This is a genomic window from Edaphosphingomonas fennica, from assembly GCF_003034225.1.
GTDB classification, from domain to species: Bacteria; Pseudomonadota; Alphaproteobacteria; order Sphingomonadales; family Sphingomonadaceae; genus Sphingomonas_E; species Sphingomonas_E fennica.
Genome location: NZ_PHHF01000023.1, coordinates 1 through 24,624 on the forward strand (window position 1 = coordinate 1; position 24,624 = coordinate 24,624).

At 65.5% G+C, this 24,624-nt stretch carries 25 protein-coding genes and 1 pseudogene; 9 read left to right on the plus strand and 17 right to left on the minus strand.

All coding sequences use genetic code 11. From position 1 onward, the window contains the following. The first annotated feature begins 81 nt into the window (after window positions 1–81). Window positions 82–438: a DUF3732 domain-containing protein gene (locus CV103_RS05225; RefSeq protein ID WP_281258461.1), complete on the plus strand. Its 357-nt coding sequence runs from the start codon at window positions 82–84 to the stop codon at window positions 436–438. A gap of 273 nt (window positions 439–711) precedes the next feature. Here the strand turns inward: CV103_RS05225 and CV103_RS05230 are convergent, their stop codons facing one another. Together CV103_RS05230 and CV103_RS05235 are read right to left on the minus strand one after the other, a co-directional pair. Continuing rightward, a complete protein-coding gene (locus CV103_RS05230) occupies window positions 712–1,266 on the minus strand; it encodes a GNAT family N-acetyltransferase (protein WP_107394193.1) in 555 nt (184 codons plus the stop codon). Further along, on the minus strand, window positions 1,263–1,571 hold the full coding sequence (locus CV103_RS05235) for a type II toxin-antitoxin system TacA family antitoxin (RefSeq protein ID WP_107394243.1): 309 nt from the start codon (window positions 1,569–1,571) through the stop codon (window positions 1,263–1,265). Before CV103_RS05235 ends, CV103_RS05230 begins: the two co-directional genes overlap by 4 nt. Window positions 1,572–2,196: 625 nt before the next feature. On the opposite strand from CV103_RS05235, the gene CV103_RS22050 reads away from it, so the two are divergent. Together CV103_RS22050 and CV103_RS22330 are read left to right on the plus strand one after the other, a co-directional pair. Then, window positions 2,197–2,580: a hypothetical protein gene (locus CV103_RS22050; RefSeq protein ID WP_146163378.1), complete on the plus strand. Its 384-nt coding sequence runs from the start codon at window positions 2,197–2,199 to the stop codon at window positions 2,578–2,580. Window positions 2,581–2,755: 175 nt separating this feature from the next. Continuing rightward, a complete protein-coding gene (locus CV103_RS22330; RefSeq protein WP_170112557.1) occupies window positions 2,756–2,926 on the plus strand; it encodes a hypothetical protein in 171 nt (56 codons plus the stop codon). 58 nt (window positions 2,927–2,984) lie between these two features. Here CV103_RS22330 and CV103_RS05245 read toward each other — a convergent pair whose 3' ends face one another. The 10 genes from CV103_RS05245 to CV103_RS05290 all read right to left on the minus strand — a co-directional run bounded on the left by CV103_RS05245 (window position 2,985) and on the right by CV103_RS05290 (window position 16,182). Further along, window positions 2,985–3,899, minus strand: coding sequence for an MBL fold metallo-hydrolase (locus CV103_RS05245; protein ID WP_107394195.1), 915 nt, complete (start codon window positions 3,897–3,899; stop codon window positions 2,985–2,987). A 221-nt stretch (window positions 3,900–4,120) separates the two neighbouring features. Continuing rightward, window positions 4,121–6,139, minus strand: coding sequence for an ATP-binding protein (locus tag CV103_RS05250; RefSeq protein WP_245896656.1), 2,019 nt, complete (start codon window positions 6,137–6,139; stop codon window positions 4,121–4,123). An 8-nt stretch (window positions 6,140–6,147) separates the two neighbouring features. After that, window positions 6,148–6,549: a response regulator transcription factor gene (locus CV103_RS05255; protein WP_070932962.1), complete on the minus strand. Its 402-nt coding sequence runs from the start codon at window positions 6,547–6,549 to the stop codon at window positions 6,148–6,150. Between the two features lie 228 nt (window positions 6,550–6,777). Then, window positions 6,778–7,428 (minus strand): response regulator transcription factor, encoded by a 651-nt coding sequence (locus CV103_RS05260; protein WP_107394244.1) that lies wholly within the window; start codon window positions 7,426–7,428, stop codon window positions 6,778–6,780. 2 nt (window positions 7,429–7,430) lie between these two features. Then, window positions 7,431–7,970 (minus strand): RrF2 family transcriptional regulator, encoded by a 540-nt coding sequence (locus CV103_RS05265; RefSeq protein WP_070932964.1) that lies wholly within the window; start codon window positions 7,968–7,970, stop codon window positions 7,431–7,433. A 98-nt stretch (window positions 7,971–8,068) separates the two neighbouring features. Further along, a complete protein-coding gene (locus tag CV103_RS05270; protein WP_107394197.1) occupies window positions 8,069–8,473 on the minus strand; it encodes a hypothetical protein in 405 nt (134 codons plus the stop codon). 77 nt (window positions 8,474–8,550) lie between these two features. Further along, window positions 8,551–9,762 carry an NAD(P)/FAD-dependent oxidoreductase gene (locus CV103_RS05275; protein WP_107394198.1) on the minus strand — a complete coding sequence of 404 codons (1,212 nt, stop codon included), beginning with the start codon at window positions 9,760–9,762 and terminating at the stop codon, window positions 8,551–8,553. A 433-nt stretch (window positions 9,763–10,195) separates the two neighbouring features. Next, entirely contained in the window at window positions 10,196–11,314 is a 1,119-nt protein-coding gene (locus tag CV103_RS05280; RefSeq protein WP_245896657.1) for a pyridoxal phosphate-dependent aminotransferase, read from the minus strand. Further along, window positions 11,314–13,953 (minus strand): TonB-dependent receptor plug domain-containing protein, encoded by a 2,640-nt coding sequence (locus CV103_RS05285; protein ID WP_107394199.1) that lies wholly within the window; start codon window positions 13,951–13,953, stop codon window positions 11,314–11,316. Before CV103_RS05285 ends, CV103_RS05280 begins: the two co-directional genes overlap by 1 nt. Before the next feature lie 264 nt (window positions 13,954–14,217). Continuing rightward, window positions 14,218–16,182 (minus strand): oleate hydratase, encoded by a 1,965-nt coding sequence (locus CV103_RS05290; protein WP_107394200.1) that lies wholly within the window; start codon window positions 16,180–16,182, stop codon window positions 14,218–14,220. Between the two features lie 181 nt (window positions 16,183–16,363). On the opposite strand from CV103_RS05290, the gene CV103_RS05295 reads away from it, so the two are divergent. The 3 genes from CV103_RS05295 (at window position 16,364) to CV103_RS05305 (ending at window position 18,569) form a co-directional block, all read left to right on the plus strand. Then, window positions 16,364–17,020: a Rossmann-fold NAD(P)-binding domain-containing protein gene (locus CV103_RS05295; RefSeq protein WP_107394201.1), complete on the plus strand. Its 657-nt coding sequence runs from the start codon at window positions 16,364–16,366 to the stop codon at window positions 17,018–17,020. Beyond that, window positions 17,021–18,004 (plus strand): MBL fold metallo-hydrolase, encoded by a 984-nt coding sequence (locus tag CV103_RS05300; RefSeq protein WP_107394202.1) that lies wholly within the window; start codon window positions 17,021–17,023, stop codon window positions 18,002–18,004. 76 nt (window positions 18,005–18,080) lie between these two features. Continuing rightward, window positions 18,081–18,569, plus strand: coding sequence for a DUF3237 domain-containing protein (locus CV103_RS05305; RefSeq protein WP_107394203.1), 489 nt, complete (start codon window positions 18,081–18,083; stop codon window positions 18,567–18,569). 9 nt (window positions 18,570–18,578) lie between these two features. Here the strand turns inward: CV103_RS05305 and CV103_RS05310 are convergent, their stop codons facing one another. After that, window positions 18,579–19,040, minus strand: coding sequence for a MarR family winged helix-turn-helix transcriptional regulator (locus CV103_RS05310; RefSeq protein ID WP_015459695.1), 462 nt, complete (start codon window positions 19,038–19,040; stop codon window positions 18,579–18,581). A gap of 147 nt (window positions 19,041–19,187) precedes the next feature. Between CV103_RS05310 and CV103_RS05315 the strand changes: the two genes are divergently transcribed. The 3 genes from CV103_RS05315 to CV103_RS05325 all read left to right on the plus strand — a co-directional run bounded on the left by CV103_RS05315 (window position 19,188) and on the right by CV103_RS05325 (window position 21,217). Continuing rightward, on the plus strand, window positions 19,188–19,583 hold the full coding sequence (locus CV103_RS05315) for an Ohr family peroxiredoxin (RefSeq protein WP_015459696.1): 396 nt from the start codon (window positions 19,188–19,190) through the stop codon (window positions 19,581–19,583). Window positions 19,584–19,664: 81 nt separating this feature from the next. After that, window positions 19,665–20,198: a DUF1097 domain-containing protein gene (locus tag CV103_RS05320; protein WP_107394246.1), complete on the plus strand. Its 534-nt coding sequence runs from the start codon at window positions 19,665–19,667 to the stop codon at window positions 20,196–20,198. Next, on the plus strand, window positions 20,198–21,217 hold the full coding sequence (locus CV103_RS05325) for an alpha/beta fold hydrolase (protein ID WP_107394204.1): 1,020 nt from the start codon (window positions 20,198–20,200) through the stop codon (window positions 21,215–21,217). Before CV103_RS05320 ends, CV103_RS05325 begins: the two co-directional genes overlap by 1 nt. A 22-nt stretch (window positions 21,218–21,239) precedes the next feature. On the opposite strand, the gene pcaD is transcribed toward CV103_RS05325, so the two are convergent. The 4 genes and pseudogenes from pcaD to CV103_RS05345 all read right to left on the minus strand — a co-directional run bounded on the left by pcaD (window position 21,240) and on the right by CV103_RS05345 (window position 24,597). Beyond that, window positions 21,240–22,025: a 3-oxoadipate enol-lactonase gene (pcaD, locus tag CV103_RS05330; protein ID WP_107394205.1), complete on the minus strand. Its 786-nt coding sequence runs from the start codon at window positions 22,023–22,025 to the stop codon at window positions 21,240–21,242. Continuing rightward, window positions 22,025–23,225 (minus strand): annotated as a pseudogene (pcaF, locus tag CV103_RS05335) (3-oxoadipyl-CoA thiolase). The gene pcaD and the pseudogene pcaF overlap by 1 nt, the downstream one beginning before the upstream one ends. Beyond that, on the minus strand, window positions 23,222–23,875 hold the full coding sequence (locus CV103_RS05340; protein WP_107394206.1) for a 3-oxoacid CoA-transferase subunit B: 654 nt from the start codon (window positions 23,873–23,875) through the stop codon (window positions 23,222–23,224). The pseudogene pcaF and the gene CV103_RS05340 overlap by 4 nt, the downstream one beginning before the upstream one ends. Beyond that, window positions 23,875–24,597 (minus strand): CoA transferase subunit A, encoded by a 723-nt coding sequence (locus CV103_RS05345; protein ID WP_107394207.1) that lies wholly within the window; start codon window positions 24,595–24,597, stop codon window positions 23,875–23,877. The genes CV103_RS05340 and CV103_RS05345 overlap by 1 nt, the downstream gene beginning before the upstream one ends. Between the last annotated feature and the right edge of the window lie 27 nt (window positions 24,598–24,624).

Here is a 24,624-nt window from a genome sequence, read left to right on the forward strand (position 1 = left end):
TGCCCTTGCCAAGGGGGCGTCCACATATGAATCACATTCCCGACGCCAAGGGAATCCTGTTTATGGGTCCCGACCCTAGCATTGCATGGTGTGTTTTTGCAGCGCGAACCCTCAAGTCCGGTTCCCACCTTTCTGGTCATCGATCAGCCTACCCAGGTGTATTTTCCGAGCGATAGCTTTGACGAGGCAGTCGCATCGGAAACCGGGGCCCACACGGCGGAGCAAGCGGACGGGGTTGTGGACGATCTTGCGCGTACCAAGCGCATTTTCGCAGCTCTCGCGCGTGCACATAGCAGCTTCGAAGGCAAGCTGCAGATTATTGTGGTGGATCATGCTGACCACCTTGCCTGGGAAGAGCATGCGAACATCAAGCAAGTTGCGAACTGGCGCGGAGATCAGGATTACCTCATTCCGCGGGCATGGCTTGCTGGCGACTGATCGATCCATCGCTCGGCGGTAGCAGCGCTGCAGCTCCTCTGGAGACCGCTCCTTGCCCAAGGCCCCCGATCGGTCTACCGTCCGCTAGCCATCCAATAGCTACCGTCCGAGCCTCGACTGAACGAACGGCCGCTTTCCGGATCCTTGGCAAGTCGCCTGAACGACTGAAATTGGGCGCAGTGCTGCCTCCTGGCACTCCGCGTGAACGAACGGTGGGTTTTGGGAATCGCACTTGGCACGACGATCGACTGCTTTGTCGGCGACTGCGGCTTTCTATGATTCCTCAGTGATTAGGGCTTCCACATCCGATAGCGGGAGAAACATTCGGAGCTTGTGCCCCGGCAGCGGCGTGAAGCCGTAGGAGCTGTAAAGCTGGGTGCGACGTTCTACTATGTCCGCTGCGCCGCAATCGAGAACGTCGAGAAGAACGACGCGAATGCCGATGGTTTGGGCCGCGCTGGCGATCCGGCGCAGGCAGTCAACGAGAAGGTCGCCGCCATAGCCCCGACCTTGGTAGCGGCGGTCTACACCAATCATGGAAATGTAGGCGGCCGGGATCGTGCCATGGCCTGGTCGGTCACGTTTGAACTTCTCAGGTAGGTCCGCATAGTGGATCGAATGGGCGTTGAGAGCGTAAAAGCCGATGATCGATCCGTCGGGCTCCGTAAGGACGTGGACTCGGAGATTGCCCGCGCGCGCGAGTTTGTTGGCCGTGCGTTTGAAGAAATTATCGACCTGATCGATGGCGCATGAAAAGGCCGCCCGATCGTGTTTTGACGGATCGAGCGGCTCAATGATGCATTGAGCATTCGCCTTGCTATCTGTCACTTGCTTTCAATCGTCTCTCGGTGGCGTGCAAAGGCTGCGCGGAGCTTGTCGGTTGGCGCTGCCGGACGATCTAGCGCAGCGAAGAAGGCAGCATGATCAACGACCGCAAGCGTGGTGTGCTCATGGGTCGAGATCGTCTCCATCGCGGCACGATACGCGGCGTTCATCGTGAAGACGGAATCATCCACGCCTGAAAGCGCAGCGGCTTTCTGGATGGCGTCCTTGATGCGCGGCTTGGTGCGAAACGACATGCGTTCGGTGCTGCGTTCGTCTATTGAACTCGTGGCGTCGTGGTGTGCCAGCATGGCGACCTCCTTTAAGAAGATCATTGTACGCCGTTGTGGCGTACGGGTCAATATTGTGCGCCACGGCGGCGTACATGGCGTGCGCAAGGTTCGATTTTGATCCCCTACCAGCCGGAATGTGTGGGTTACGGCGTGGGTTAAAATCCAACTCAAATTTCATAAACTATTGATTTTATGAATTAAATGTGAGCGTCTTGGCGGACTCCCGCTCCGCCATTACATAAATAAAATCAACAACTTAGTGGCAATCAGCCGCAGCTTACCACGAAAATCACCACAACGGGCAGGCGCTTGAACGGGCAAAATCCGTCGCTTCGTCGTATCCGATGATTGCGTTATGGTGTTCGCAATCAAAGGGACGGCGTTTTGATTTCCTTCGGGTTAGCGATCCTACTTTTAGCGCAAGGGGCTTCGGGCATGGGCGGAAACGACGTTCCATCGGAAGACGCCTATCGCCGGGCGGTTCAAGCTGAACTCGCGATGCGGCTTCGAAGCGCGGCAAGTCCGCATCGAATACGACGATACGCTTCAAGACAATGCAATCACCATTGATCGCGGCGAAGCGAGCGTTAGCGATGAACAGCTAGAATGCGTTGCAGCCTACGCGACCAAGACGGGCAATTTCGTGGGTTTCCATGACGACGAAACGCAAGCCCGCTATGGCCCAATATACGGCGAATCGTCCCGCAAGGCCGGTGAAGCATTCGCCCGGAACTGGCTTTCAGAAAAAGGCTTGCTTGATACGGTTCCTCGCTTCGAAGCGGGGCAAGCATTGGCTTCGTTCGCTCGCTCTATTGAGACGTTTTGCGGCGTGAAAGCCGGTTCGGTATTGGTCGCTGCCAGCGATACGTTCCTAACCGTGGATGCGAAGTCCCTTATGAAACGGCGATTGCCCGAAGATAAGTTCTTGTGCGTAATGAACGCGGCGTCCGTGAGCAACCTTGAAGAGCGCGGCGTATTCTTTGGCTTCATCGGGAATGAGGCTTACCGAAGCGACGGTTCCGATTGATCTTCCGGCAAGGCGGAAAAGAAGCCCCCGATCCTATGGCGGGGACCGGGGGCAGTCGGCGCGCGCAACTGGCGATGGAAGCCCCCGGCCCGGCGCTGCCAGCAAGGCCGGGGGCTTCCGCCGTCGCATGGGCGTTCCGGGCGAAGCGTCCCCTTGCGGCGGATCGTCGCGACAGATGTTCGGGAAGAACGAGGTGCGCAAGGGCATCAACCTCACCCAATTCTATCGCGGCATCATCGCGACGGTGGCGGGCATCGCTATTTCGGAAATCGTCTCCCCCAACCTGCTGTCGCCCGCCTCGCAGAAGCAGATGCTGAAGAATGCGATGCGGATATTGATCTGCTGATCCGGGCGGGGGGNGGGACTCGCGCAGGGCAGCGAGTCCCCGCCCGATCGGTGCGGGATCAATAGTCCCAGATGGCCGGCACCCACCGGAAGGCATCGCCGTCAATGGCCACCCGTCCCACGGACGGGAACGACAGATGCGTCGCCACCAGCAGCTCGCCGGTCGCGGCCGCTTCCTGCAGAAGTCGGAGGCGGACGCGGACCGATTCCTCCGGGTCATGCTCGAAACCGTTGTGCCAGTCGGGATGGTCGAAGCCGACGGGGAATATGGCATCCCCGGCGAAGGTCAGCCGCTCGCCCCCCGATGTCACGCGGACGACGCTGTGTCCCGGCGTATGGCCGCCGGTGCGCCAGGCGAGCACGCCCGGCGCGACCTCATATTCCTCCTCGAAGATCCGCAGTTTGCCGCCATATTCCTTCATGAACTGCTGCGCGGTCGACCGGAGCACATCCGGCACCGGCGTCGGCATGGCGGTGAGGGCGAAATCGGGAGATCCCCAGAAATCGACCTCGGTGGCCGATACGTGGATCCGCACGTCCGGACGCAGCCGGTTCTTCACCTCATCGACGAGCAGCCCGCCGATATGGTCCATGTGCATGTGGGTGATCACCACGTCGGTTATCGAGGCGAGATCGATACCGGCGGCCGCCAGCCGCCTGGGAAACTGCCCGGCCCGCGGGAAGCCGGAAAACTGGCCGCCCAGCCCGGCGTCGACGAGTATGGTCTGATCGCCGCTGCGCACGACGAGGACGTTCAATGCCCAGTCGAATGCGTCCGGCCCCAGGAACATGTCCCTGAACCACGCCGCCCGCACGTCCGGATCGACGTTGGTGGACATCGTTGCGGTCGGCAGGGGCAGCACGCCGTCGCTGACCACCAGCACATCGATTTCGCCGACCTGCAGTGCATAGCGCGACGGAACCAGCTCCTCGGATGCCGATCCGCCGAGGGACGAAATATTGTCCAGTTTCATGATTCTATCCTCCTGAACGCCGCCCTGAGCGCGACATTGAGGAGGCTAGGTCCAGGTGGGGCCACGGTCGATTGGATCGAAGGATCGGGCCTGCCCTACCACGGTATAGGTCGCCCCATGCGGAGTGCGGGGCGCCGGAATACCCGGGGCGAATGACGGAAGGCATAAGGCGGTAACGGTTCCGCCGGCCGGTAGCAGACGAGGCGCGAGGCTCGCCGCCCTCAGGCGCGAGGCGGTGCCCCCGGAACGGTGAAGCGGAACTCGGCCCCGCCTTCGGGGTGGTTGGCGGCGGCAATATGGCCGCCATGGGCGACGATGATCGACTGGCATATGACGAGGCCGATCCCCAGCCCGCTTTCCTTCGTCGTAAAGAACCCCTCGAACACATGTTCGAGATTGACGGAGTCTATGCCCGGACCGGTATCGCGGACGGAGAGAAACACGATGCCGTCATCGTCCAGCCCGGTCTCCAGAATGATCGCGCATTCGGCGCCGCTGCCCGCTTCAAGCGCCTGGATGCTGTTCATGAGCAGGTTGACGATCACCTGCTGCAGCTGGATGCGATCGCCGATCACCATCGGCAATCCCCCGGCAAAGGCGGTCGTTATCCGGATGGAACGGGATTCGATCTCATGGCGCAGGAACAGCATGGATTCCTGCGCGGCCTGGTTGAGGTCCAGCGCCGCCCGCTCGGGCTGGTGCTTGGCCGCCATGCCCCGGATGCGCTGGACGATATCGTTGGCGCGATGGGCGCCGGCGGCGATGCGGGCGGTCAATTCCTTGACCTTGGCGATATTGGGTTCCTCACGCGCAAGCCAGCGCAGGCTGGTTTCCGCGTTGGTGAGGATCGCGGCGAGCGGCTGGTTGACCTCATGCGCGATGGATGTCGTCAATTCGCCCAGCGTGGATATGCGGGCCGCATGCGTGAAATCCGCCTGCAACTGGCGTAGCTGGGCTTCCATCTCCAGCCGGGCCGTCACGTCCTCCACGCTGAAGATGGTAACGTCCAGCTCTGCCGACGATATGGGATAGGTGACGGATAGCTGCACGTCCCGGACCCTTCCGTCGAGGGTTTGCACCTTCGTGAGCTCGCTATAGCTGGGCTGGTTGTTGAAACGGCCGATCATCACGTTGCGCAACGTGGTGCGATTGGCGAGGAGCAGATTGCCCACGGGCCGGATGAGATCGAGCGCGCTGTTCCCCCCGAACATTTCGACGGCCCTGCGGTTGACGTCCGTCACCACCACGGTTTCGGCCGCATGCTCGACCAGCTCGGGGTGGTCGTCCAGATAGCTGCCGAAATCCTCGACGCCTTCGGACCCGAGCCTCTTGTAGATCTTCCCCATATGGCTGGCGTCCACCTGCAAAAGGGCGGTCGGCATATAGTGGACGAGCTTGCGATAGCGCGCCTCGCTGGCCCGCAGATAGAGATAGGACCGGTCGTCGTCGGCCGTGCCGTTCACGGCTACGAATATCCGGCCGGGCGTGTCCGCCAGCCACAATGTCACCACCGGATCGCGCAATATCCCGTCGGAGGCGAGCTGCCGCCTGTGGGGGGCCCCCGTCGCGCCGGCAATGACGGCCTCGGCGATCAGATCGCCCAATATGGCGCGGCTCTCGATCGGCCAGAAGGCCGCTACCGACTGGCCGATCATCACGGCCGGGCCGCGATTGCCGCCGACCAGGCGCGCGGCGCGATCATTCACCTCGATCACGCGGCTGGCCTCCACCAGCGATAGCAGTCGCGCCTCGCGTGCGGCCGGCCCCTCCTCGACGCCCGCCGCAATCGCGGCAATCGAAGGTTGCGCGCCGGTTATGTCGATTTCCCAGCTTGCCGCCATCAGGCGGTCGGGAATATGCCAGTCCGGCCTCGCCGGCTCGCCATCCGTGGGCGCGCGCTGCCCATATTCCACGACGTCCCGCAGCGTGCCGTCACTGTGGAAACGGGCATATTGGCGGATGTCGACCGCGACATGATCGCCGGAAAAGGTGCGGCGGCTGACCTTGCCCTGCCAGGCCCCCTCCCGCAGCAGGAGCTGCCAGTGATCCCGCTCGTCGGCGGATCGCCAGGACAGATGGTCGATGCTCCGGCCGACCATGCCGAGCGAGGGCCAGCCGTAAAGCGCCTCGGACGCGGGGTTCCAATATCGGATCCTGTCCACGGCATCGAAGACGATGATGCTTTCCGACGCCAGATCGGCGATATGGAGGTCGGCTTTCGCGGCGCCTGCATCCGGCACGGCGGGTATCATTCCGCCGGTCCCCGGGGAATGGCGGCGCCCCTGTCTCGAAGCGCCAGCCTCAGTTGACCGAGCAGCACCTCGTCGGCGACCGGCTTGCCGAGCCACGCGCGCGCGCCGAGCGCCAGCGATCGCGCTCGGGTGCGTTCGTCCACCACCGAGGTAAGGACAATGGCGGGCAGATCCGAGCCGAGATCGCGCAGATGCTCCAGAAGCTCGAGGCCGCTCATGCCCGGCATCCGCATGTCGGTAATCAGGCAATCGAACGGTGCGCGCCCGACCTCGGCCAGAAAGGCCGATGCCCGTTCGAAGGGGTGACAGGCGAAGCCTTCCAGCATCAGCAGGTCCGACAGCGCGTCACGGATAGCTTCGTCATCGTCCACGATCGCAACGATGGGAATTCTGGACAAGCGGCTCAGTCCTCACAGGGGGCGGCCTTCGGCCGATTAGGCCGGTCTCGCTCAATCGGGAGGATTTTGTAACCATACCAAGGTCTAGGGCCAATCGACATTCAGCCCTGGCGGCCTGCAAATGGCGGTTTCCTGCGCTTCCGGTGCTCACCTACTTTGAGTAGGCTGCGCTCCGGGTCACAGAAAACCACCATTTTCGTCGCGCCATCATCTGAATGTCGATTGGTCCTAGGCCCGCTGGCTCTGGCGCAGCTCCTCGGGCAGGATTTCCCACGCGCGGATGAGCTCCCCGACCGATGAGGCCTGCATCTTCTTCATCACATTACTGCGATGGAGCTTGACCGTGATTTCCGTGATGCCGAGATCAAAGGCGATCTGCTTGTTGAGGCGGCCGCGTGCCACTTCCCTCATCACCTGGCTTTCGCGCGGCGTCAGCGTGGCGAAGCGATCGACATGCTGCTGGATGACCTGCGCATGCGCCCGCTGCTTTGCGTAGCATTCGACACCCGTGATGACCGCATCGATCAGGGTCTGGTCCCTGACGGGCTTGGTCAGGAAATCGATCGCGCCGGCCTTCATCGCCTGCACCGACATCGGGATATCACCATATCCGGTGAGGAAGACGATGGGCCTCGATATTCCGGCGGCGCTCAGCCGCTGCTGGAGGTCGAGGCCGCTCGATCCCGGCATCCGTACATCCAGGACGAGGCAGGACGCCTGCTGGAGCAGGGACGATTCGAGCAGATCCCGCGTCGATCCGAAGCCGTGGGCTTCCATTCCCACGGACAGCATCAGTTCCTCGATTGCCGTCCGCACCTCCTCGTCATCATCGACGATCAGAACAAGGGGGGCCTCGTCGGCCGTGGCGGTGCTGGTCATCTTCATTCCCCTGATATCGTCACCTCTCCGGCCTTGCGGGTGCGCGCGTCGAGCCTGTCGCCGAACCAGCCGTTCACCTCTTCGGAAAAGCCGGCGGGCGCCTTGCGGGTCACGGCCTGCCCGATATCGGCGAGCGAATAAGCGGCCAGCATATCCCGCATCGCCTTTTCCGCCTTCAGCATCACCGCATGGATCGAGCATGTGCCGTTCGTGGCCCATCCCGGCGGCCGGGCGCCGAAAATCGCGCAGCGCCCCCGAATGTCCTGGCAGGCGAACAGTGGGTTGGCCCCTTCGATCGCATCGACGATCTGCAGGATGCTGATCTGTTCGGGCGCCCGCGCGAGCAGATAACCGCCGCGCACCCCCTCGACGGCCCGAACGATGCCGGCCTTTCCCAGCTTGCCGAAGATCTTGGTCACGAAGCTGGGGGATATGCCCTGAAATTCGGCAAGGTCGCGCCCGCTGCGGGGCTGATCGTCAGTGCCGGCCAGCCATAGCAGGCAATGAATCCCATATTCCACGCTGGCAGTCAGGTGAGCCATAACGCGGACTATATTGGTCCGCGTTATGCGGGGCAAGGCGGTTCCCGGCATTCTCCGTCAGGGCAGGGCATGACGCCAGCGACGCGCATGCCCTGCGATCAGCGCCTTCGGCCGAGTTGAACCAGCTCGTCTGCCTCCCTCAGGGCCTTTTCCGAAAATCCCGCCGCCAGGGCCTTGCCGGTTTCCTCGATGGCCGGCGCCCCGTTCGTTTCGCGGAGCAGGATGCAATAGCGCCGCAGCGCCTCCAGCCGCCCGTCCGCCAGTTGGTTCGGGGGAGAGGCGCCGCATAGCCAGCCCAGGAGCCGCGCTAGCGCACGGGGCGGCCGGATGCTGGACGGGTGATCGAACAGGGATAGGGCAACCGCCCCCTGTTCCAGCGCGGTCAGCGAAGCCTGCACCGGCTTCGCCATGCCTGCGAAGCCCTTGGTGTCGAGCCGTGAATCGTAGGTCGATAGGGTTGCGAGACAATCGCTGTTCGACCAATCCTGATTTTCCAGAAACATCGGACTCTCCTTCCGAGGCCGGGCCGACGGAGTGGCTTCCCTCCGCCGTCGCCCGGTTCACCGCGGAGCCACCTCCGTCAGAAATCGATGGTCCGGGCGGCAAGCACATTCTCATAAGCGGCCGTGCGTTCGGCGGCCGGGGGGTAGATCCAGACCTCGTTGATCTCTTTCTTGACGGCCTTGGCCTGCGCCCCGGTGATCTGGACCTGGGAGTCCCAGCCGCGCGTGAAGATCGCCGCGTCGGGGCCAAGGTCCAGACAGGTCACATAGACCGGCTGGTCATAAGGGAGCGTCGGCTCCCCAAGCAGATCCGCCGCGGCATTATGCCCGGCAAAGGCGCCCAGGCGGCGGGCATGCTGGCACGACATGGCCGCATAATTTCCCGCGGCATCGGTCCGTGCCCTGGCCGTATCGCCGGTCGCGAAGATATGGGGCGCTTCCGGCACGCGCAGGTCGGGCTCCACGACGATGCGGCCCAGATTGTCTCGTTCGGCGGGCAATTGCGCGGTCAGCGGGGAAGCGCGCATGCCGCCGGACCAGATCACGGTGGAGGTTTCGATCCGTTCGCCGTCGCCCAGCGTGACGCCGCCTTCGTCGAGCGCCGCGATGCCGACGTTCAGGCGGGTCTCCACGCCCAGCGCGCGCAGCCGCTCCTCGATGAAGGGCCGAGGTTCGGCGCCCATTGCCGGCGCGACATGTTCCGATCGATCGACGATGATGACGCGGATATCGGCGTCTTCGCCCAGTATCTCGCTGAGGCGGCCGGGCATCTCGGTCGCGAATTCCAGCCCGGTGAAGCCGGCGCCGCCGACCACCACCGTATTGCGCGCCGCCGATGCCGGCTTCTCCGCCAGTGCGTGCAGGTGGCGATCGAGCGCGACCGCCTCGTCCAGTTGCGTGGCGGCGAAGCCGAATTCGGCGAGGCCGGGGATGGGCGGCGCAAAGCCGTCGCTGCCCGCCGCGAGAACCAGCCGGTCATAGGGAAGGGTGGCCGAGGCACCGTCCGCCCCAACGACCGTGATCGTCGATGCGGCGCTGTCGATCGTCTCTACGCTGCCCTGACGATGGTCGATATCGGTCGCCGCGAATAATTCGGCGAGAGGGGCGACCATCTGTTCGGGATTGCGCTCGTAGAGACGCGGACGGATGACCATTTCCGGCGCCGGCGACACGACGGTGATCGCCAGTTCGTCCGGCGAGACGCCTTTTTCGTGGCGCAGGCGGGAAGCGCCCAGCGCCGCCATCATTCCCGCGAAGCCCGAACCGATAATCACGATATTCCTGGACATGATAACCTCCTGGCCTGGCTGTTGAGCAATGAGACCGGTCGAGCATTTCCATTGGCGCGAATATCCGGGTCCACAGGCGAACATGCGGAGCGGACCGGCGAGCCAGTCGGAAAGCAGCGATGATGTCTGTTGCCGGATGCCGCCCGCAGATCCTTCAGGCGTTCATCCGCTCAGGGTGTCGAGCCAGCGCCGGCTTGGCCGCCTCACTCTCTCTTCACCTCGATCGATCGGAAAATCCTCTCGATGCCCCATTCATAATGAACGCGGCTGGCGCCTGTCGAGAATGAGGCGCCCTATGCGAAGGTTCAGGATGCCCTGTCCGGGGTATAGGCCGCGACCGCATCTGCGGGGCGCCGGCTCATTGTGCGGGAGCGCCGGAAATGGTTCGGAGACGGCGTGGAGTTCGGGCGCGTCGATAGGAGGACGCCGCTCCTCACCCTCCCCGGAGAGCGGCGATGACGGCGGCGTTTTCGTGGGGCAGGCCGATGGCGATGCGGATCCAGTCGTCCAGCGGAGGGAAGGGGCGGGCGATGGCGATGCCGGCGGCGGCGAGATGCTGCCGCAGGGCCGCCGCGCGGGGGGATTTGAAGAAGACGAAATTGGCGCGGCTGTCGCTATGTTCCAGGCCCAGCTCGTCGAGCGCGCGGGTGAGGCGGGCGCGCTCGGCGAGCGTGCGGGCGCGGACGTCCTGGATGTGGCGCTGATCCTCGAGCGCGGCGCCGGCCGCCGCGAGGGCGAGGCGGTTGAGCGAATGCGGCGCGCCGATGCCGGCCTTGCGCAATCCTTCCGCCAGCGGCGCCGGGGCCACGGCATAGCCGATAGAGAGGCCCGCCAGCCCGTAAATCTTGGCGAGCGTCCGGAACACCAGCACGTTGGCGCCTTCGCGCACATGGCGGATCGCGCTCTGCGCCGCGAAATCATCATATTCGAGATAGGCTTCGTCGATGACTACCAGCGTCCGCCGCGCGGTTTCGCGGATGAAGCGATCCAGCTGATCGCGATCGTTGACGGTGCCCGACGGGTTGTGCGGATTGACGAGGTTCACCGCCAGCGTGCGATCGTCCACCGCGCGCGCCAGCGCCGGCAGATCGTTTTCCAGCCGCGCGTTGAGCGGCACGCCCACGGCCACGCCGCCGAGCGGGGCGGCGGCGTCCACCAACGCCGTATAGCCGGGCGTGGAATAGACGATACCGCCGCTCCCCCCCGCGCCGCTGGCGCGCTGGCGGGCGAGGTAGAGGCCGAGCGGCTCCAGCACCTCGCCGATCACCACCTGATCGGGGCGGACCTGTTCCAGCGCCGCGATCTGCGCGGTGAGCGCATCCACCTCGCCTTGGTCCACATAACGGTGGATGCCCTGCGCATGGGCGGCGATCGCCTGGCCCACGCGCGGCGAGGGGCCGTAGGCGTTCTCGTTGAGGTTGAGGCGGATGGGCTCGCCGGCCGGGCGGGCGGCGGCGGCCACGCCCGGCCCGATCGCGCCGGCCAGCAAAGCGGTGCCCCCGGCCGCGAGCCAGCCCCGGCGGCTCATCTTCGGTGCGGATATATCAGCCATCAGAATTTGAACCCCAGCCGGACATAATAGAAGGCGCCGCTGAACCCGAAGGGCGAGAATTCGCTATAGGGGAAGACGCCGAAGGTGTCGGCCCCGGTAAGCTGCGGGGTCGAGGCGATGTTTCGGGTCGGATAGACGTTGAAGATATTGTTCGCGCCCAGCGTGGCGCTGATATTTTCCGTCACCCGGCCGGTGAAGCTGAAATCCGTCACCCATTTGGCCTTGAGCTGCTGGATCACGTCGACATTGCCGGCCGCGCCCGACTGGGTGGGCACGGTGCGGAAGGGCGTGGAGCCCTGCGCGATCAGCGCGACATTGGCGGGGGACTGGTTGGTCAGCGCCACCTGTTCCACCCGGCCGTAGCGGGTGGTGCGGGCATCAAAGCTGATCGGACCGATCGACCAGTTCGCGCCGAGCGCGATCTTGTCGCGCGGCTGGCCATGTTCGATGCGAACCCGCTCGTTGATGTCGAACAAGGGCGTGGTGATGCCGAGCGCGGTGATCTGACCGGGCGTTTCGCCCACGCGGCGCAGGCGGACATGGTTGTAATTATAGGCGCCGGTCAGCCGCAGAGAGCCCCATTGATCGAGGTTGGCGGTATAAGCGGCGGTGATGTCCACGCCCTGCGTGCGCGTATCGATGGCGTTGGTGAAGTAGCGCACGCTCGTCACGCCGGGAATGCCGATCGAGGCGAGATAGTCGCGCAGGCGGCTGCTGCCGGCCGCATCCACATAATTGGAGGAAAGGGCGATCTGGTCGTCGATATCGATATGATAATAATCGACTGAGGCGGTGAGCCCGCCGCCCGCGAAGGTAAGGCCGCCGCCGAAGCTGGTGGACTTTTCGGGCTTCAGGTCCTGCGCGCCGAGCGCCTGGGCCAGCGCCGAGCCGACCGGCGCGGTGCGGACCAGCACGAATTCCGGAAAGCCCGTGCTGTTGTTGACGATGGTGCGCGAGCTGGTGGAGCTGAAATATTGCTGGGCGAGCGAGGGGGCGTGGAAGCCCGTGCTCACCGATCCGCGCAGCGCGAAGCCGGCCGGCAGCTCGATGCGGGTCGCGGCCTGGCCGTTCCAGGTGTCGCCGAAATCGCTGTAATCCTCATACCGGCCGGCCAGGTTCACCTGCCAGCCCTTCACCGGCTCGCTGTTCAATTCGACGAAGGCGCCCACCGCATGGCGATCCGTATCCACCGCATCGCCCGGCTGGATGCCGGCGAAGCCCTGCGACCCGATGGTCGGCACCGCCCCGGCATTGGGGCCGTCGAGGATGCGGGCCGGGCCGAAGGCATAGCTCGCCGGCTCGCCCGGCGAGATCTTGTAGCCGTCATATCGCAGCTCCGCGCCGAAGGCCAAGCCCAGGGGGGCGGCGAGGCCGACCTCGAAATCGCGGGAGAAAGTGAGGTCCGTGGTCGATTGCCAGTTGCTGAACTTGCCGGCGTAGAAGCTGGTGGGACTGTCCGTGCCCAGCGTCGCGTTCAGCGTGTTGTTGGGCCGATATTCGATGCTGTTGCCGCCATAGACGGAAGACAGATCCCAGTCCCAGCCCGAAAGATCGCCACGCAGGCCGAGGGCGGCCGAATAATCGATGCTCTTGGTATCGATGAAGGGCAGGAACCCGTCCGGATAGATGGCGCGGACATTCTCGTCCTGGCCGGGGCGGCGGAAGGAGGCGTTGGAATGGGCCTTGCTCTCGCGATAGCCGCCGAAGCCGTAAAGCTCGATGGAATCGCCCAGCGGCTTCCTCAGGTTCACGACCAGGCTGGCATCCTTGAGATCGCCTTCGTCGGCGAAGCGCCAGACATTGCGATCGACCGTCGCCTCGCGCGGATCGAGCGTCGTGCCGGCCACGCCGCCCGGCGGGTTGAGGCCGATCCCCGCGCCATAGCGCGCCGAAAGCGGCTGCGGCGTGCCTGTGGGCGAGATGCCGAAATAGAATTGGCGGGTATCGGGCAGCGCGCGGTTGGCGCCCTTGTGGTCGCGATAATAGCCCGTCAGGTTGATGAAGCCGTCATCGCCCAGCTTCACGCCGCCGCCCAGCGAGAATTCATAGGTGTCGCCGCCGCCGTCATAGGTGGTGCCGGCGCTGGCCGTGCCGTGGATGGCGGTATCCTCGCGCAGCAGGATGTTGACGACGCCGGCGATCGCATCCGATCCATATTGCGCGGACGCGCCGTCGCGCAGGATTTCGATCCGGCCGATCGCGGCGGCGGGGATCTGGTTGAGATCGGTGGGCGTCGATCCCTTGCCGATCGTGCCGCCGGTATTCACCCAGGCGGCGCTGTGCAGGCGCTTGCCGTTCACCAGCACCAGCGTCTCATCCGGCGAAAGGCCGCGCAGCGAGGCCGAATGGATCTGGGTGTTGCCGTCCGGCGTGGTCGGCGTGGCGAAGGCGAAGGATGGCGCGAGCTGGCGCAGCACCTCGGTGGTTTCCTGATAGCCCGAAGCGCGCAGATCCTCGCCGCGCAGGGAATCGATCGGCACCGGCGAGGTGGTGACGGTGCGATCGCCGAAGCGGGTGCCGGTGACGACGATGTCGTCGCGGACAGCCGCGCTTTCGGCCGCCGCGCCATCGATGCCCTGTGCGTGCGCCTCGAGGGACAGCAGCGATACGGTGAGGAAAAGTGCAGGTTTCAGGCGCATGAACGACCCCCATTGTTGCCTGCCGCCGGGGATAGTCTACCATTTCGGTAGTGAAAGATAGAAAATCTATCAATGCCCTGAATTTTTGGGTGAAAGGAGGTCGGGCCTCGATGCGGCGCAGCCGACGGAATCGGGATCAAGCGATCCGCCCAGCCCGGGCCGTCATCCTTCTTTCAAGGGAGGGCACAGGCGAAGGAGGTGGATCGTCCCGTCCCTTATATCGGCGCCGGCATCGGCGCGCGGCTGGGCTGTTCGAGGCCCGAGCTACCGCCCCCGCGCCGCAAGGTTTTCGCGCACCCTCTCCAGCCAGCCGATCAGGGTGCCGAGCGCCTGGTTGCCCTTGCCGAGCAAGCCGTTCAGCTCCTCCTCCGCCGCCTTGCGCTGGCTGGCCTCGGGTTCGGGCAGCGGCGGCAGGATGTGGGCGTAATAGGTCTTGCCCAGCAGCCGGTGGAGCAGGCGCTCGCCCGGGAAGGGCTCGTTGTTGTTGAGCGCCCGCGCGGCCTTCAGCAGGGAACGGATGTCATATTGGGTCGGGCTGATATCCGGCACCTGCTTGGGCAGGCCGAGCAGGGTGTAGACGGCGATGCGCGCGGTGCGGATCGAGCTGTCCATGGTGAAGATGATGTCGTTCGACGTCTCGACGAACTGGCCCATCAGGCCGAGATTGGTGCAGCCCGCCGGCACCACGTGCGGCCGGTCGCCCGCGGCGCGGGGCATGAACTGGGCGGTGATGTAGGGCATCAGCGCGAGCCGCGCCTTGGTGTTCGCCACCACCGCGTCCAGATGCTCCCCGATGCCGAGATGATGGCACAATTCGGCCAGGATCTCGCGGCCGGTGCAGGCGGGCATCGGCTTTTTGACGTGGTTGCCTTCCTTGTCCATCAGCAGCGCATAGACCCAGACCACCAGCACATCCTTGGGCTGGGTGGGAAAATGGGGCTGGCGGTTGCAGGTGAAGCTCAGCACCCAGTTGGAATCGGTGAAGGTGATGACGCCGCCCGTCACCGTCTTGCCCGAATAGGGATCGTTGACGGAAAGCTCCTTCAGCTTGTCGACGAAGGGGGAGGGCCAGCAGGTGAGCGTGACCGATTCCCACATCGACCGATCGATATCGCCGTAGAATTTCTCCGGCTTCCCGAAGACGGGCGATTTCTTCGCAAGGTTCTTCCACAGCGCCCAGTCGCTCTCGTCGCCGGGATCGTGCCGGCCGCGTTCGAGCACGGGGGCGGTGTCCATGTCGCCATAAGCCGTGCCCTCGGTCATCGATCCGGTGATCGCGAACACCAGGTCCTTCGGGCCGACGGGAATGGCCGCGTCCTTGCCGCCTTCCTTGATCTTGATCGCGGTGACGGTGCGCGCATCGCCCGCCACCGCCATGTCGAGATCATAGCCGCGCGTATCGAACCGCACCTTCACGCCGCGTTCCTGCAAATGGGTGACGAGCGGGCGGACGAAGGTGTCGAACTGGTTATATTTGGGGAAGACCAGCGCCGACATGTCGGTCAGCCCGTCGATCGCATCGAGGAAGCGGTGCATGTAGAGCTTCATTTCGAGCAGGCTCTGCCAGTTCTCGAACGCGAACATCGATCGCCAGAGGAACCAGAAATTGGTCTCGAAGAAGCCGGGGCTGAAATATTGCTCGATGGTGACGTCGTCGAGATCCTCCTTGCGCTTCAGCATCAGGCGGATCAGCTCCCATTGCTGGGATCGGGAAAGGCCCAGCGTGGAGAAATCGCGGATCTGCCCGCATTTGTGCATGAGGCGGGACTTGGAATAATTGGGGTCGGCGTCGTTGACGAGGCGATATTCGTCCAGCACGCTGTAGCCCTCGGGCAGCTCCAGCGCCTGGACGTCCTGGAACATGTCCCACAGATTGTCGTAGTTCCAATTCATCTCGCGGCCGCCGCGGACGATATATCCCTCCTCCGGGTTGCCGGCGCCGTCCAGCGATCCGCCCTCGATCCGCATCGTATCCAGGATGGTGATGTCCTCGCCGGCCATGCCGCCGTCGCGGATCAGGTAGAAGGCGGCGGCGAGCCCGGCGATGCCGCTGCCGATGATCCACGCCTTGCGCCCTTCCACCGGCTCGCGCGGCACCGGGCGGTTGCGCAGATAGGCGCCCATCATGTCGGGGGGCGGCAGGGTGGTATCGGCCCGCTTGCGCCAATAGCCGGCCGTGGCGTCCGCCTCGATCTGGAATGGGCTGGCTTTGGCGGCTTCCTCGGTCATCGGGGCGTCTCCATGAAGGGGAACGATCGGCGGCGAACTGGCGCGCTTCCCTCCAACATCCGAGGAGGCAAAACGTTTCGGGGCAAAATGTTTCGGGCGGCGCGGCTTGGGTGCTTGCCCGCGGCGGCCGGGTGTCGCGGACCCCTTAAATTCCCGGCGGCTTCATCCTAGATCCAATGGGATGACCAGAATATTCCTTGCGGGCGCCACCGGCCTCGTCGGCGGCGGCGTCCTCGCCCTTGCGCTGGCGGACGATCGCGTCACGCAGGTGGTGGCCCCGACCCGCCGGCCGCTGCCCCCGCACCCCAGGCTGCTGAACCCGATCGGGGATGGCGCCAGCCTTCCCGCCGATGCGCCATGGTGGGCGGTGGACGGCGCCGTCTGCGCGCTGGGCACCACGCGGGCCAAGGCCGGATCGGCTGCCGGCTTCCGCGCCGTCGATCATGATTATGTCCTGGCGGTGGCCGCGCGGGTCCGCAAGGCCGGCGCCCGGCGCTTCGCCCTGACATCCTCGATGGGCGCGGATGCCCGGTCGCGCTTCCTCTATACCCGCACGAAGGGGGAGGTGGAGGATGCCGTCCGCCGGCTGGCTTTCCCCTCGCTCACCATCCTCCGTCCGGGCCTGCTCGGCGGCGACCGGGGCGAGCATCGCCCGATGGAACGGTTCATGGATACGGTCCTGCGGGTCGCGGGGCCGATCCTGCCGCCCGCCGCGCGGATCAGCCCCGCCGCCACCGTCGCCGCGCTGCTCCTCGAGGCGGCGATTTCGGGCGGGGACGGCACCCATATCGTCACCTCCGCGGATGTCGCCCGCATCGCCGCCCAAGGCCGTTCCTGAATGTCCGGGCGCAATCGCTATCATGACGGCCCCGTTACCGATCATTATGACGGCACCCGTTTCCTGAACCCCGCGGGCGAGCCGGAGACGGACCGCTCGCTCGGCGATCTCCTCCGCTGGCGCCGCACCGCGCCGCGCACGTCATGGCCGAAGTCGGTCCCGGTGGCGCCCGTCATTCCCGATGCGCGGGTGGCGGGGCTGCGCGTCACCATGGTGGGCCACGCGACGCTGCTGATCCAGGCCGGCGGGCTCAACATCCTCACCGATCCGGTCTGGTCGGATCGCGCCAGCCCCTTGTCCTTCGCCGGCCCCCGCCGCGCGACGGCGCCCGGCGTGGCCCTGGATTCCCTGCCGCCGATCGATGCCATCCTGTTGTCGCACAACCATTATGATCATCTCGACATCGCGACCCTGCGGACTCTCCACGCCCGGCACACCCCGCTGATCGCCACGCCGCTGGGCAATGACAGCATCGTCCTCCGCCATATCCCCGATGCCCGCATCTGGGCCGGCGACTGGGGCGACCGTGTCGCGATCGGCGATGCCGAGGCGCATGTCGTGCCGGCGCTGCACTGGTCGTCCCGCGGCCTTAGCGATCGCCGCATGGCGCTCTGGGGCGGCTTCATGCTGCGCGCGGCGGGCCGGCTGATCTATTTCGCGGGCGACACCGGCTACGGCACCGGCAACATCTTCCGGGCGCTGCGCGAGCGCTTCGGCCCGGTCGATCTCGCCCTGCTTCCCATCGGCGCCTATGATCCGCGCTGGTTCATGGCAGCGCAGCATTGCGACCCCGAGGAAGCGATCCAGATCATGCTCGATCTCGATGCCCGTGCCGCCCTCGGCATGCACTGGGGCACGTTCAAGCTGACCGACGAGCCTCGCGACGATCCGGCGCTCCGCCTGGCCGCCGGCCTCGCCGCACGCGCGATCGACCCGGCCCGCTTCATGGCGATGCACCCGGCGGACGTGGCCGATTTCGGGTAGATGGCGGCGGAAGCGTGCGGCATGCTGCGCGCCGGCCCCGCCGATGTGCGAGCATCGGCCGACAGGGGAGGTAGCGATGGCAATTCCCGATGAGCTTCCGGCCGCGCTGCGGGACGTCGGTCTGCGGCCGCTCTTCGCGATGACGGTCACGGTTCCGACGGTCCATGCGCCCGGCGGCCCGGCCGGCGCGGAGCGCCGCATCGGCGACATTTCCGGGGGCGACTTCCGGGGCGAGCGACTGTCCGGCACGGTGCTTCCCGGCGGGACGGATTGGCAGACGCTGCGCAGCGACGGCGCCGTCCTGCTGGATGCCCGCGTCGTGCTGCGCACCGATGACGGCGCCTCGATCGCGATGAGCTATACCGGCATCCGCCATGGCCCGGCCGAGGTGATGGCGCGGCTTGGCCGGGGCGAGGATATCGACCCGACGACCTATTATTTCCGGATCGCGCCCGTCTTCGCGACATCCGCGCCGCGCTATGAATGGCTCAACCGCATCGTCACGATCGGGGTGGGCCATCGGCTGGCCCATGGCCCGATCTACAACATCTTCGAAATTCTCTGAGATCGCGCTTCAGCCGTTCTTGCGCGCATGTTCGAGCAGATTGTCCCGGAGCCGCGCGACGGCCTTCTGCACCTGGCTGAATTCCTCCGCTTCCAGGCCTGATGCCGCGACCAGCGTGCGCTGGGCGCCTTTTTCCCGCAGGGCGCGGCCGGCATCGGTAAGGCTGATGACGACCTGCCGCTCGTCGGCGGGATCGCGCTGCCGGCGCACATAGCCCAGCTCCTCCAGCTTCTTGAGGATCGGCGTGAGGGTGTTCGATTCGAGGAACAGCTTCTCGCCAAGGCTTTTGACGGTCTGTTCGTCCTCCTCCCACAGGGCGACGATGATGATCCACTGGGTGTAGGTGACGCCCAGCTCCTCCAGTATCGGTTTGTATGCACGGCCATAAGCGAGGTTGGCCGAATATATGGAAAAGCAAAGGAAATCAGCCAGTTTTGGCTGATTGGCGGGGGCAGCCGATTTCTTGTTCATGATGGGATCCAGCGGGTTTGTTGCCTGTCAGGCTCATATATATCGCATCCGATGAAATCGGAAGGGTTGACATGTTTGACGGGCAGGTTCATTTCAATCGTATCCGATCTAATCGGAACCGATCATTCAAATCGAAGGACGTGGATCATGATTGAGAAGGTGCTTTTCACCGGCCGCACCCACACTAGCGGCGGCCATGACGGTATCGCCCGCAGCAGCGACGGCTTTCTGGACATCCGGCTGCCCGAACCGCATCCGGCGGCCGAGCAGCTCTTCGGGGCCGCCTGGTCGGCCTGCTATATCGGGGCGATCGGGCTTGCCGCCGCCGAACGGAAGATCGCGCTGCCGGCCGACCTGGCGGTGGATGCCCAGATCGAGCTGGCCCGCAACGGCGGCGGCTTCTTCCTGCGCGCCCGGCTCGACGTGAGCTTGCCGGGCATCGACCGCGCCGTGGCGCGCGAGCTTGCCGATGCCGCGCACGGGATCTGCCCTTATTCGAAGGCGGTCCACGGCAACATCGACGTTGCGACCAATATCCTCTGAATCCTCCGGCACGGATCGGGGTTCTTCATCGCTCTGAAGCCCCGATCCGTGCCCCGGTTCCCAAAATCGATGGAGCTTGCCATGAGCATATATTCCGACGCCATAGCGACGCCGGCCCCGCCCGCGCTTGTCTTTGCCGCCCAGCCGCGCTTCCATGCCGTGACGGCCACGACCGCCATCGTCGCGGGCCTGGCCACCTTCGGCACGCTTGCGATGCACCTGCCGGCGCCGGCCATGTTCCTTGGCTGGATCGCCTACAGCGTAGGCGGGCAGGGCTTGCGGGAAAGTGCCGGCAACCTGCTTTCCTTCCTGATCGGCCTGGTCTTCGGCATCGGCACCGCGATAGTCATCGCCTGGCTGGCGCCGGCGTTGGGAACGGCCGCCACGCCGGTTGCCGTGGTGGGCGTCGTCCTGCTGGTGATGAGCTTGCGGACCTTCGCCCCGGTCAACAATCCGCTGGCCTATTTCCTCGGTCTCACCAGCTTCTTCTATTCGGGCTTGCCGCCCGAGGTTGCGAGCTTCACCCTGCTGGCAGGCGCGGCGGTGGTCGGCGGGGCATCAGCTGCCATTGCGGGACACCTGCAATCGCTGGTTGAATCCGAGGGAGATCGCTGATGACCGCCGCACCCGTTGATCCGCGCCGCCGCCACTTCCTCGGGCTCGCGGCGATCGCTCCGGCGGCCATGGCTTTCGGCCTGACCCGGCCGGCGGCCGCGGCGGCCGGGCCGGCCGCCAGCTTCGGCCCGCTCCGGCAGGTTGCCGCTGGCGAACTTTCCATCGCTTATGTCGAAACCGGCCCGGCCTCCGGCCGCCCGGTCATCCTGCTCCACGGCTGGCCCTATGACATTCACAGCTATGCCGATGCCGCACCCCTGCTCGCCGCGGCCGGTTATCGGGTGATCGTCCCCTATCTGCGCGGTTTCGGGGGCACGCGTTTCCTTTCGGACGCAGCCCCGCGCAACGCGCAGCAATCGGTGCTGGCGAAGGATGTGATCGCGCTGATGGATGCGCTTCGCATTCCCAAGGCGATCCTGGGCGGTTGCGACTGGGGGGCGCGGACGGCGAATATCGTTGCCGCGCTCTGGCCGGAACGCTGCGAGGCGATGGTGTCGGTCAGCGGCTACCTGATCGGCAGCCAGCAGGCCAATCAGGCGCCGCTCCCGCCCAGGGCGGAACTGGCCTGGTGGTATCAATTCTACTTCGCCACCGAACGCGGCCGCATCGGATATGAACGCAACCGCCGCGATTTCGCACGGCTGATCTGGCAGACGGCCTCACCGGAATGGAAGTTCGACGATGCCACCTTCGATCGATCGGCACAGGCGTTCGACAACCCCGATCATGTCGCGATTGTGATCCACAATTATCGCTGGCGCCTGGGCCTTGCCGCCGGGCAGCCGCAATATGATGCGCTGGAGGCGCGGCTGGCGGACGCGCCCGTCATCACCGTGCCGACGATCACGATGGAAGGGGATGCCAACGGCGCGCCTCATCCCGAACCATCGGCCTATGCCCGCAAATTTTCGGGGCGCTATGCGCACCGGCTGATCACGGGCGGCATCGGCCACAATCTGCCGCAGGAAGCGCCGCGTGCCTTTGCCGATGCGGTTATCGCCGTGGCCTCATCCGGCTGAGGCCGGACGAGGCCGACGCCGGCTAGGCCAGGAAGCCGGCGACGGCCGCCGCGAAATCGGCCGGACATTCCACGTTGGAAAGGTGGGCGGCGGGCAGGATGTGAAGGCGGGCGTCGCGGGCCCGGTTCAGCAGGAATTCGGCGTCCGCGATCGTGGTGGACGGGTCCTCGCTTCCCGCGATGATCAGGGTGCGGCTATGGTTGAGGCCGGCCGTCGGCCGCTGGTCCATGTCGCGGATGGCGGCGCAGCAGCCGGCATAGCCCGCCGGATCATTGGCCAGCAGCATGGCGCGGATCGGGGCCACGGCACCGGGATTGGTGGCTGGAAAGCCCGGCGTGAACCAGCGGCCCAGCGAGGCATCGGCAAGCGGCGCCATGCCATCGGCCAGCACGCCTTCGATCCGCGCCTGCCAGCCCGAAGGCGGCCCCATATAAGCCGAGGTGTTGGCGAGGACGAGGCCGCGCAGTCGTTCGGGCGCGCGGTGGGCAAGCCATTGGCCGACCATGCCGCCCTTGGACAATCCGCAGAAATGAACGGCGGCAAGGCCGAGCGCATCGAGCAGCTCCACCGCATCCCGGCCGAGCCGATCGATGGAATAAGCGCCGGCGGGGCAGGCCGAGGCGCCGTGGCCGCGGCTGTCATAGCGCAGCACGCGGAAATCCCGTGTCCACGCATCCATCTGCGGCGCCCACATGCCCATATCGGTGCCGAGCGAGTTGGAGAGCAGCAGCACCGGCGCCTCCGCCGGGCCATCGAGGCGATAGGCGATGCGGCAGCCGTCGCCGGCGATGAAGAAGGATTTTTCCATCAGATCCTTTCCACGGCGAGGGCCAGGCCCTGGCCGACGCCGATGCACAGGGTGGCAAGGCCGTAGCGGCCGCCGGTGGCTTCGAGCTGGTGAACCAGCGCCTGCAGGATGCGCGCGCCCGACATGCCGAGCGGATGGCCGAGCGCGATCGCCCCGCCATTGGGATTCACGCGGGCATCGTCATCGGCGATGCCGAGGCCGCGCAGCACGGCAAGACCCTGGCTGGCGAAGGCTTCGTTGAGTTCGATCGCGTCGAGATCGTCGATCGCTAGGCCCAGCCGCGCGAGCAGCTTCCGGGTGGCGGGCACCGGGCCGATGCCCATCACGCGCGGCGCGACGCCGGCGCTCGCCATGCCGAGGATGCGGGCACGGGGCTTGAGGCCGTGGCGCTGCGCCGCCGCCCGATTGGCGAGGATCATCGCCGCCGCCCCGTCATTGACGCCGGAGGCGTTGCCGGCCGTCACCGTGCCGTCGGGTCGGACGATGGGTTTCAGCCTCGCCAGACCATCGGCGGTGGTTTCCGGGCGGGGATGCTCGTCCGTATCGACGATGGTTTCGCGGCCCTTGCGATCGGCGATTATGACGGGGACGATTTCCTCCGCGAACCAGCCGCGCGCCTGGGCGGCCGCCGCCCGCTGCTGGCTGCGCAATGCGAAGGCATCCTGATCCGCGCGCGACACGGCATGGTCGGTCGCGACATTCTCGCCCGTTTCCGGCATGGAATCGACGCCATAGGCGGCCTTCATTTTCGGATTGACGAAGCGCCAGCCGATCGTGGTGTCATGGATCGCGTTGCTGCGCGAAAAGGCGCTTTCCGCCTTGGGCATGACGAAGGGCGCGCGGCTCATGCTTTCGGCGCCGCCCGCGATCATCAGATCGGCATCGCCCGAACGGATCGCGCGGGCGGCCGTGCCGATCGCATCGAGGCCGGAGGCGCAGAGCCGGTTGACGGTCGATCCGCCGACGCTTTCCGGCAGGCCGGCGAGCAGGGCGGCCATGCGGGCGACGTTGCGATTATCCTCGCCCGCCTGATTGGCGGCGCCGAGGATCACGTCGTCGATCGCCGCCGGATCGATGCCGGTGCGTTCGATGAGCGCGGATCGGGATGGCGGCGAGATCGTCGGCCCGGACGGCTGCCAGCGCGCCGCCATAGCGGCCGATCGGCGTGCGGACGGCATCGCAGATGAAGGCTTCGGTCATGCCGCTAGCGCCTCCACGCGGATCGGCGCGCCGGTCTTCGCCACGATTTCCTCGACGCCGACGCCGGGCGCGGTTTCCAGGAGGGTGAGGCCGCCGGCCTTCCGATCGACGGCGATGACGGCGAGATCGGTGACGATCAGGTCCACCACCGCCCTGCCCGTCAGCGGCAGCGAGCAGCGGTCCAGGATCTTGGGGCTGCCGTTCCTGGACACATGATCCATGACGACGACGACGCGCTTCACGCCGGCCACCAGATCCATGGCGCCGCCCATGCCCTTCACCATCTTCCCCGGGATCGTCCAGTTGGCGAGATCGCCATTGGTGGCGACTTCCATCGCGCCGAGGATCGCCATGTCGATATGGCCGCCCCGGATCATCGCGAAGCTGTCCGCCGAGGAGAAGAAGCTGGAGGTGGGAAGTGCTGTGATCGTCTGCTTGCCGGCGTTGATCAGGTCCGGGTCCGCCTTGCCCTCATAGGGAAAGGGGCCGATGCCGAGCATGCCGTTTTCGGACTGGAGCGTCACCTCCACGCCGGCCGGCACATGATTGGCCACCAGCGTCGGAATGCCGATGCCGAGGTTCACATAATAGCCGTTGCGCAGCTCCTTCGCGGCGCGCGCGGCCATATCGTCGCGGGTCCAGCCGGCCATCAGGCGTTCTCTTCAAGGCGCGCGCGCGGCCGTGTCGTCAGCTTCTCGACCCGCTTTTCGTTGATCGTCGAAAGGACGATGCGGTCGACATAGATGCCGGGTGTGTGGATGCAGTCCGGGTCGAAGGTGCCGGCGGGCACGATCTCCTCCACCTCCACCACCGTGATCCTGCCGGCGGTGGCCATGTTGGGGTTGAAGTTGCGCGCCGTCTTGCGGAACATCAGGTTGCCGGCGGGGTCCGCGCGCCAGGCCTTGATGATGGAAAGATCCGCGCGCAGCCAGGTTTCGCGGACATATTCCTCGCCCTCGAACATTTCCGTGGGCTTGCCTTCCGCCACCACGGTGCCGACGCCGGTCTTGGTGTAGAAGGCCGGGATGCCCGCGCCGCCCGCGCGGATGCGTTCGGCCAGCGTGCCCTGCGGGTTCAGTTCCAGCTTCAGCTCGCCCGACAGATACTGGCTTTCGAACAGCTTGTTCTCGCCGACATAGGATGAGATCATCTTGCCGATCTGGCGGCTTTCCAGCAGCATCCACAGGCCGAAGCCGTCGGCGCCCGCATTGTTGGAGACGACCGTCAGATCCTTCACGCCGCTGGCGCGGATTTCCGGGATCAGGCTTTCGGGATTGCCGGAAAGCCCGAAGCCGCCGGACATGATCGTCATCCCGTCGAACAGCACGCCTTCCAGGGCCGCCCGGGGTGACGGATAGATTTTGTCGGGCATGGATTTCTCTCCTTCGGATCGATCGGG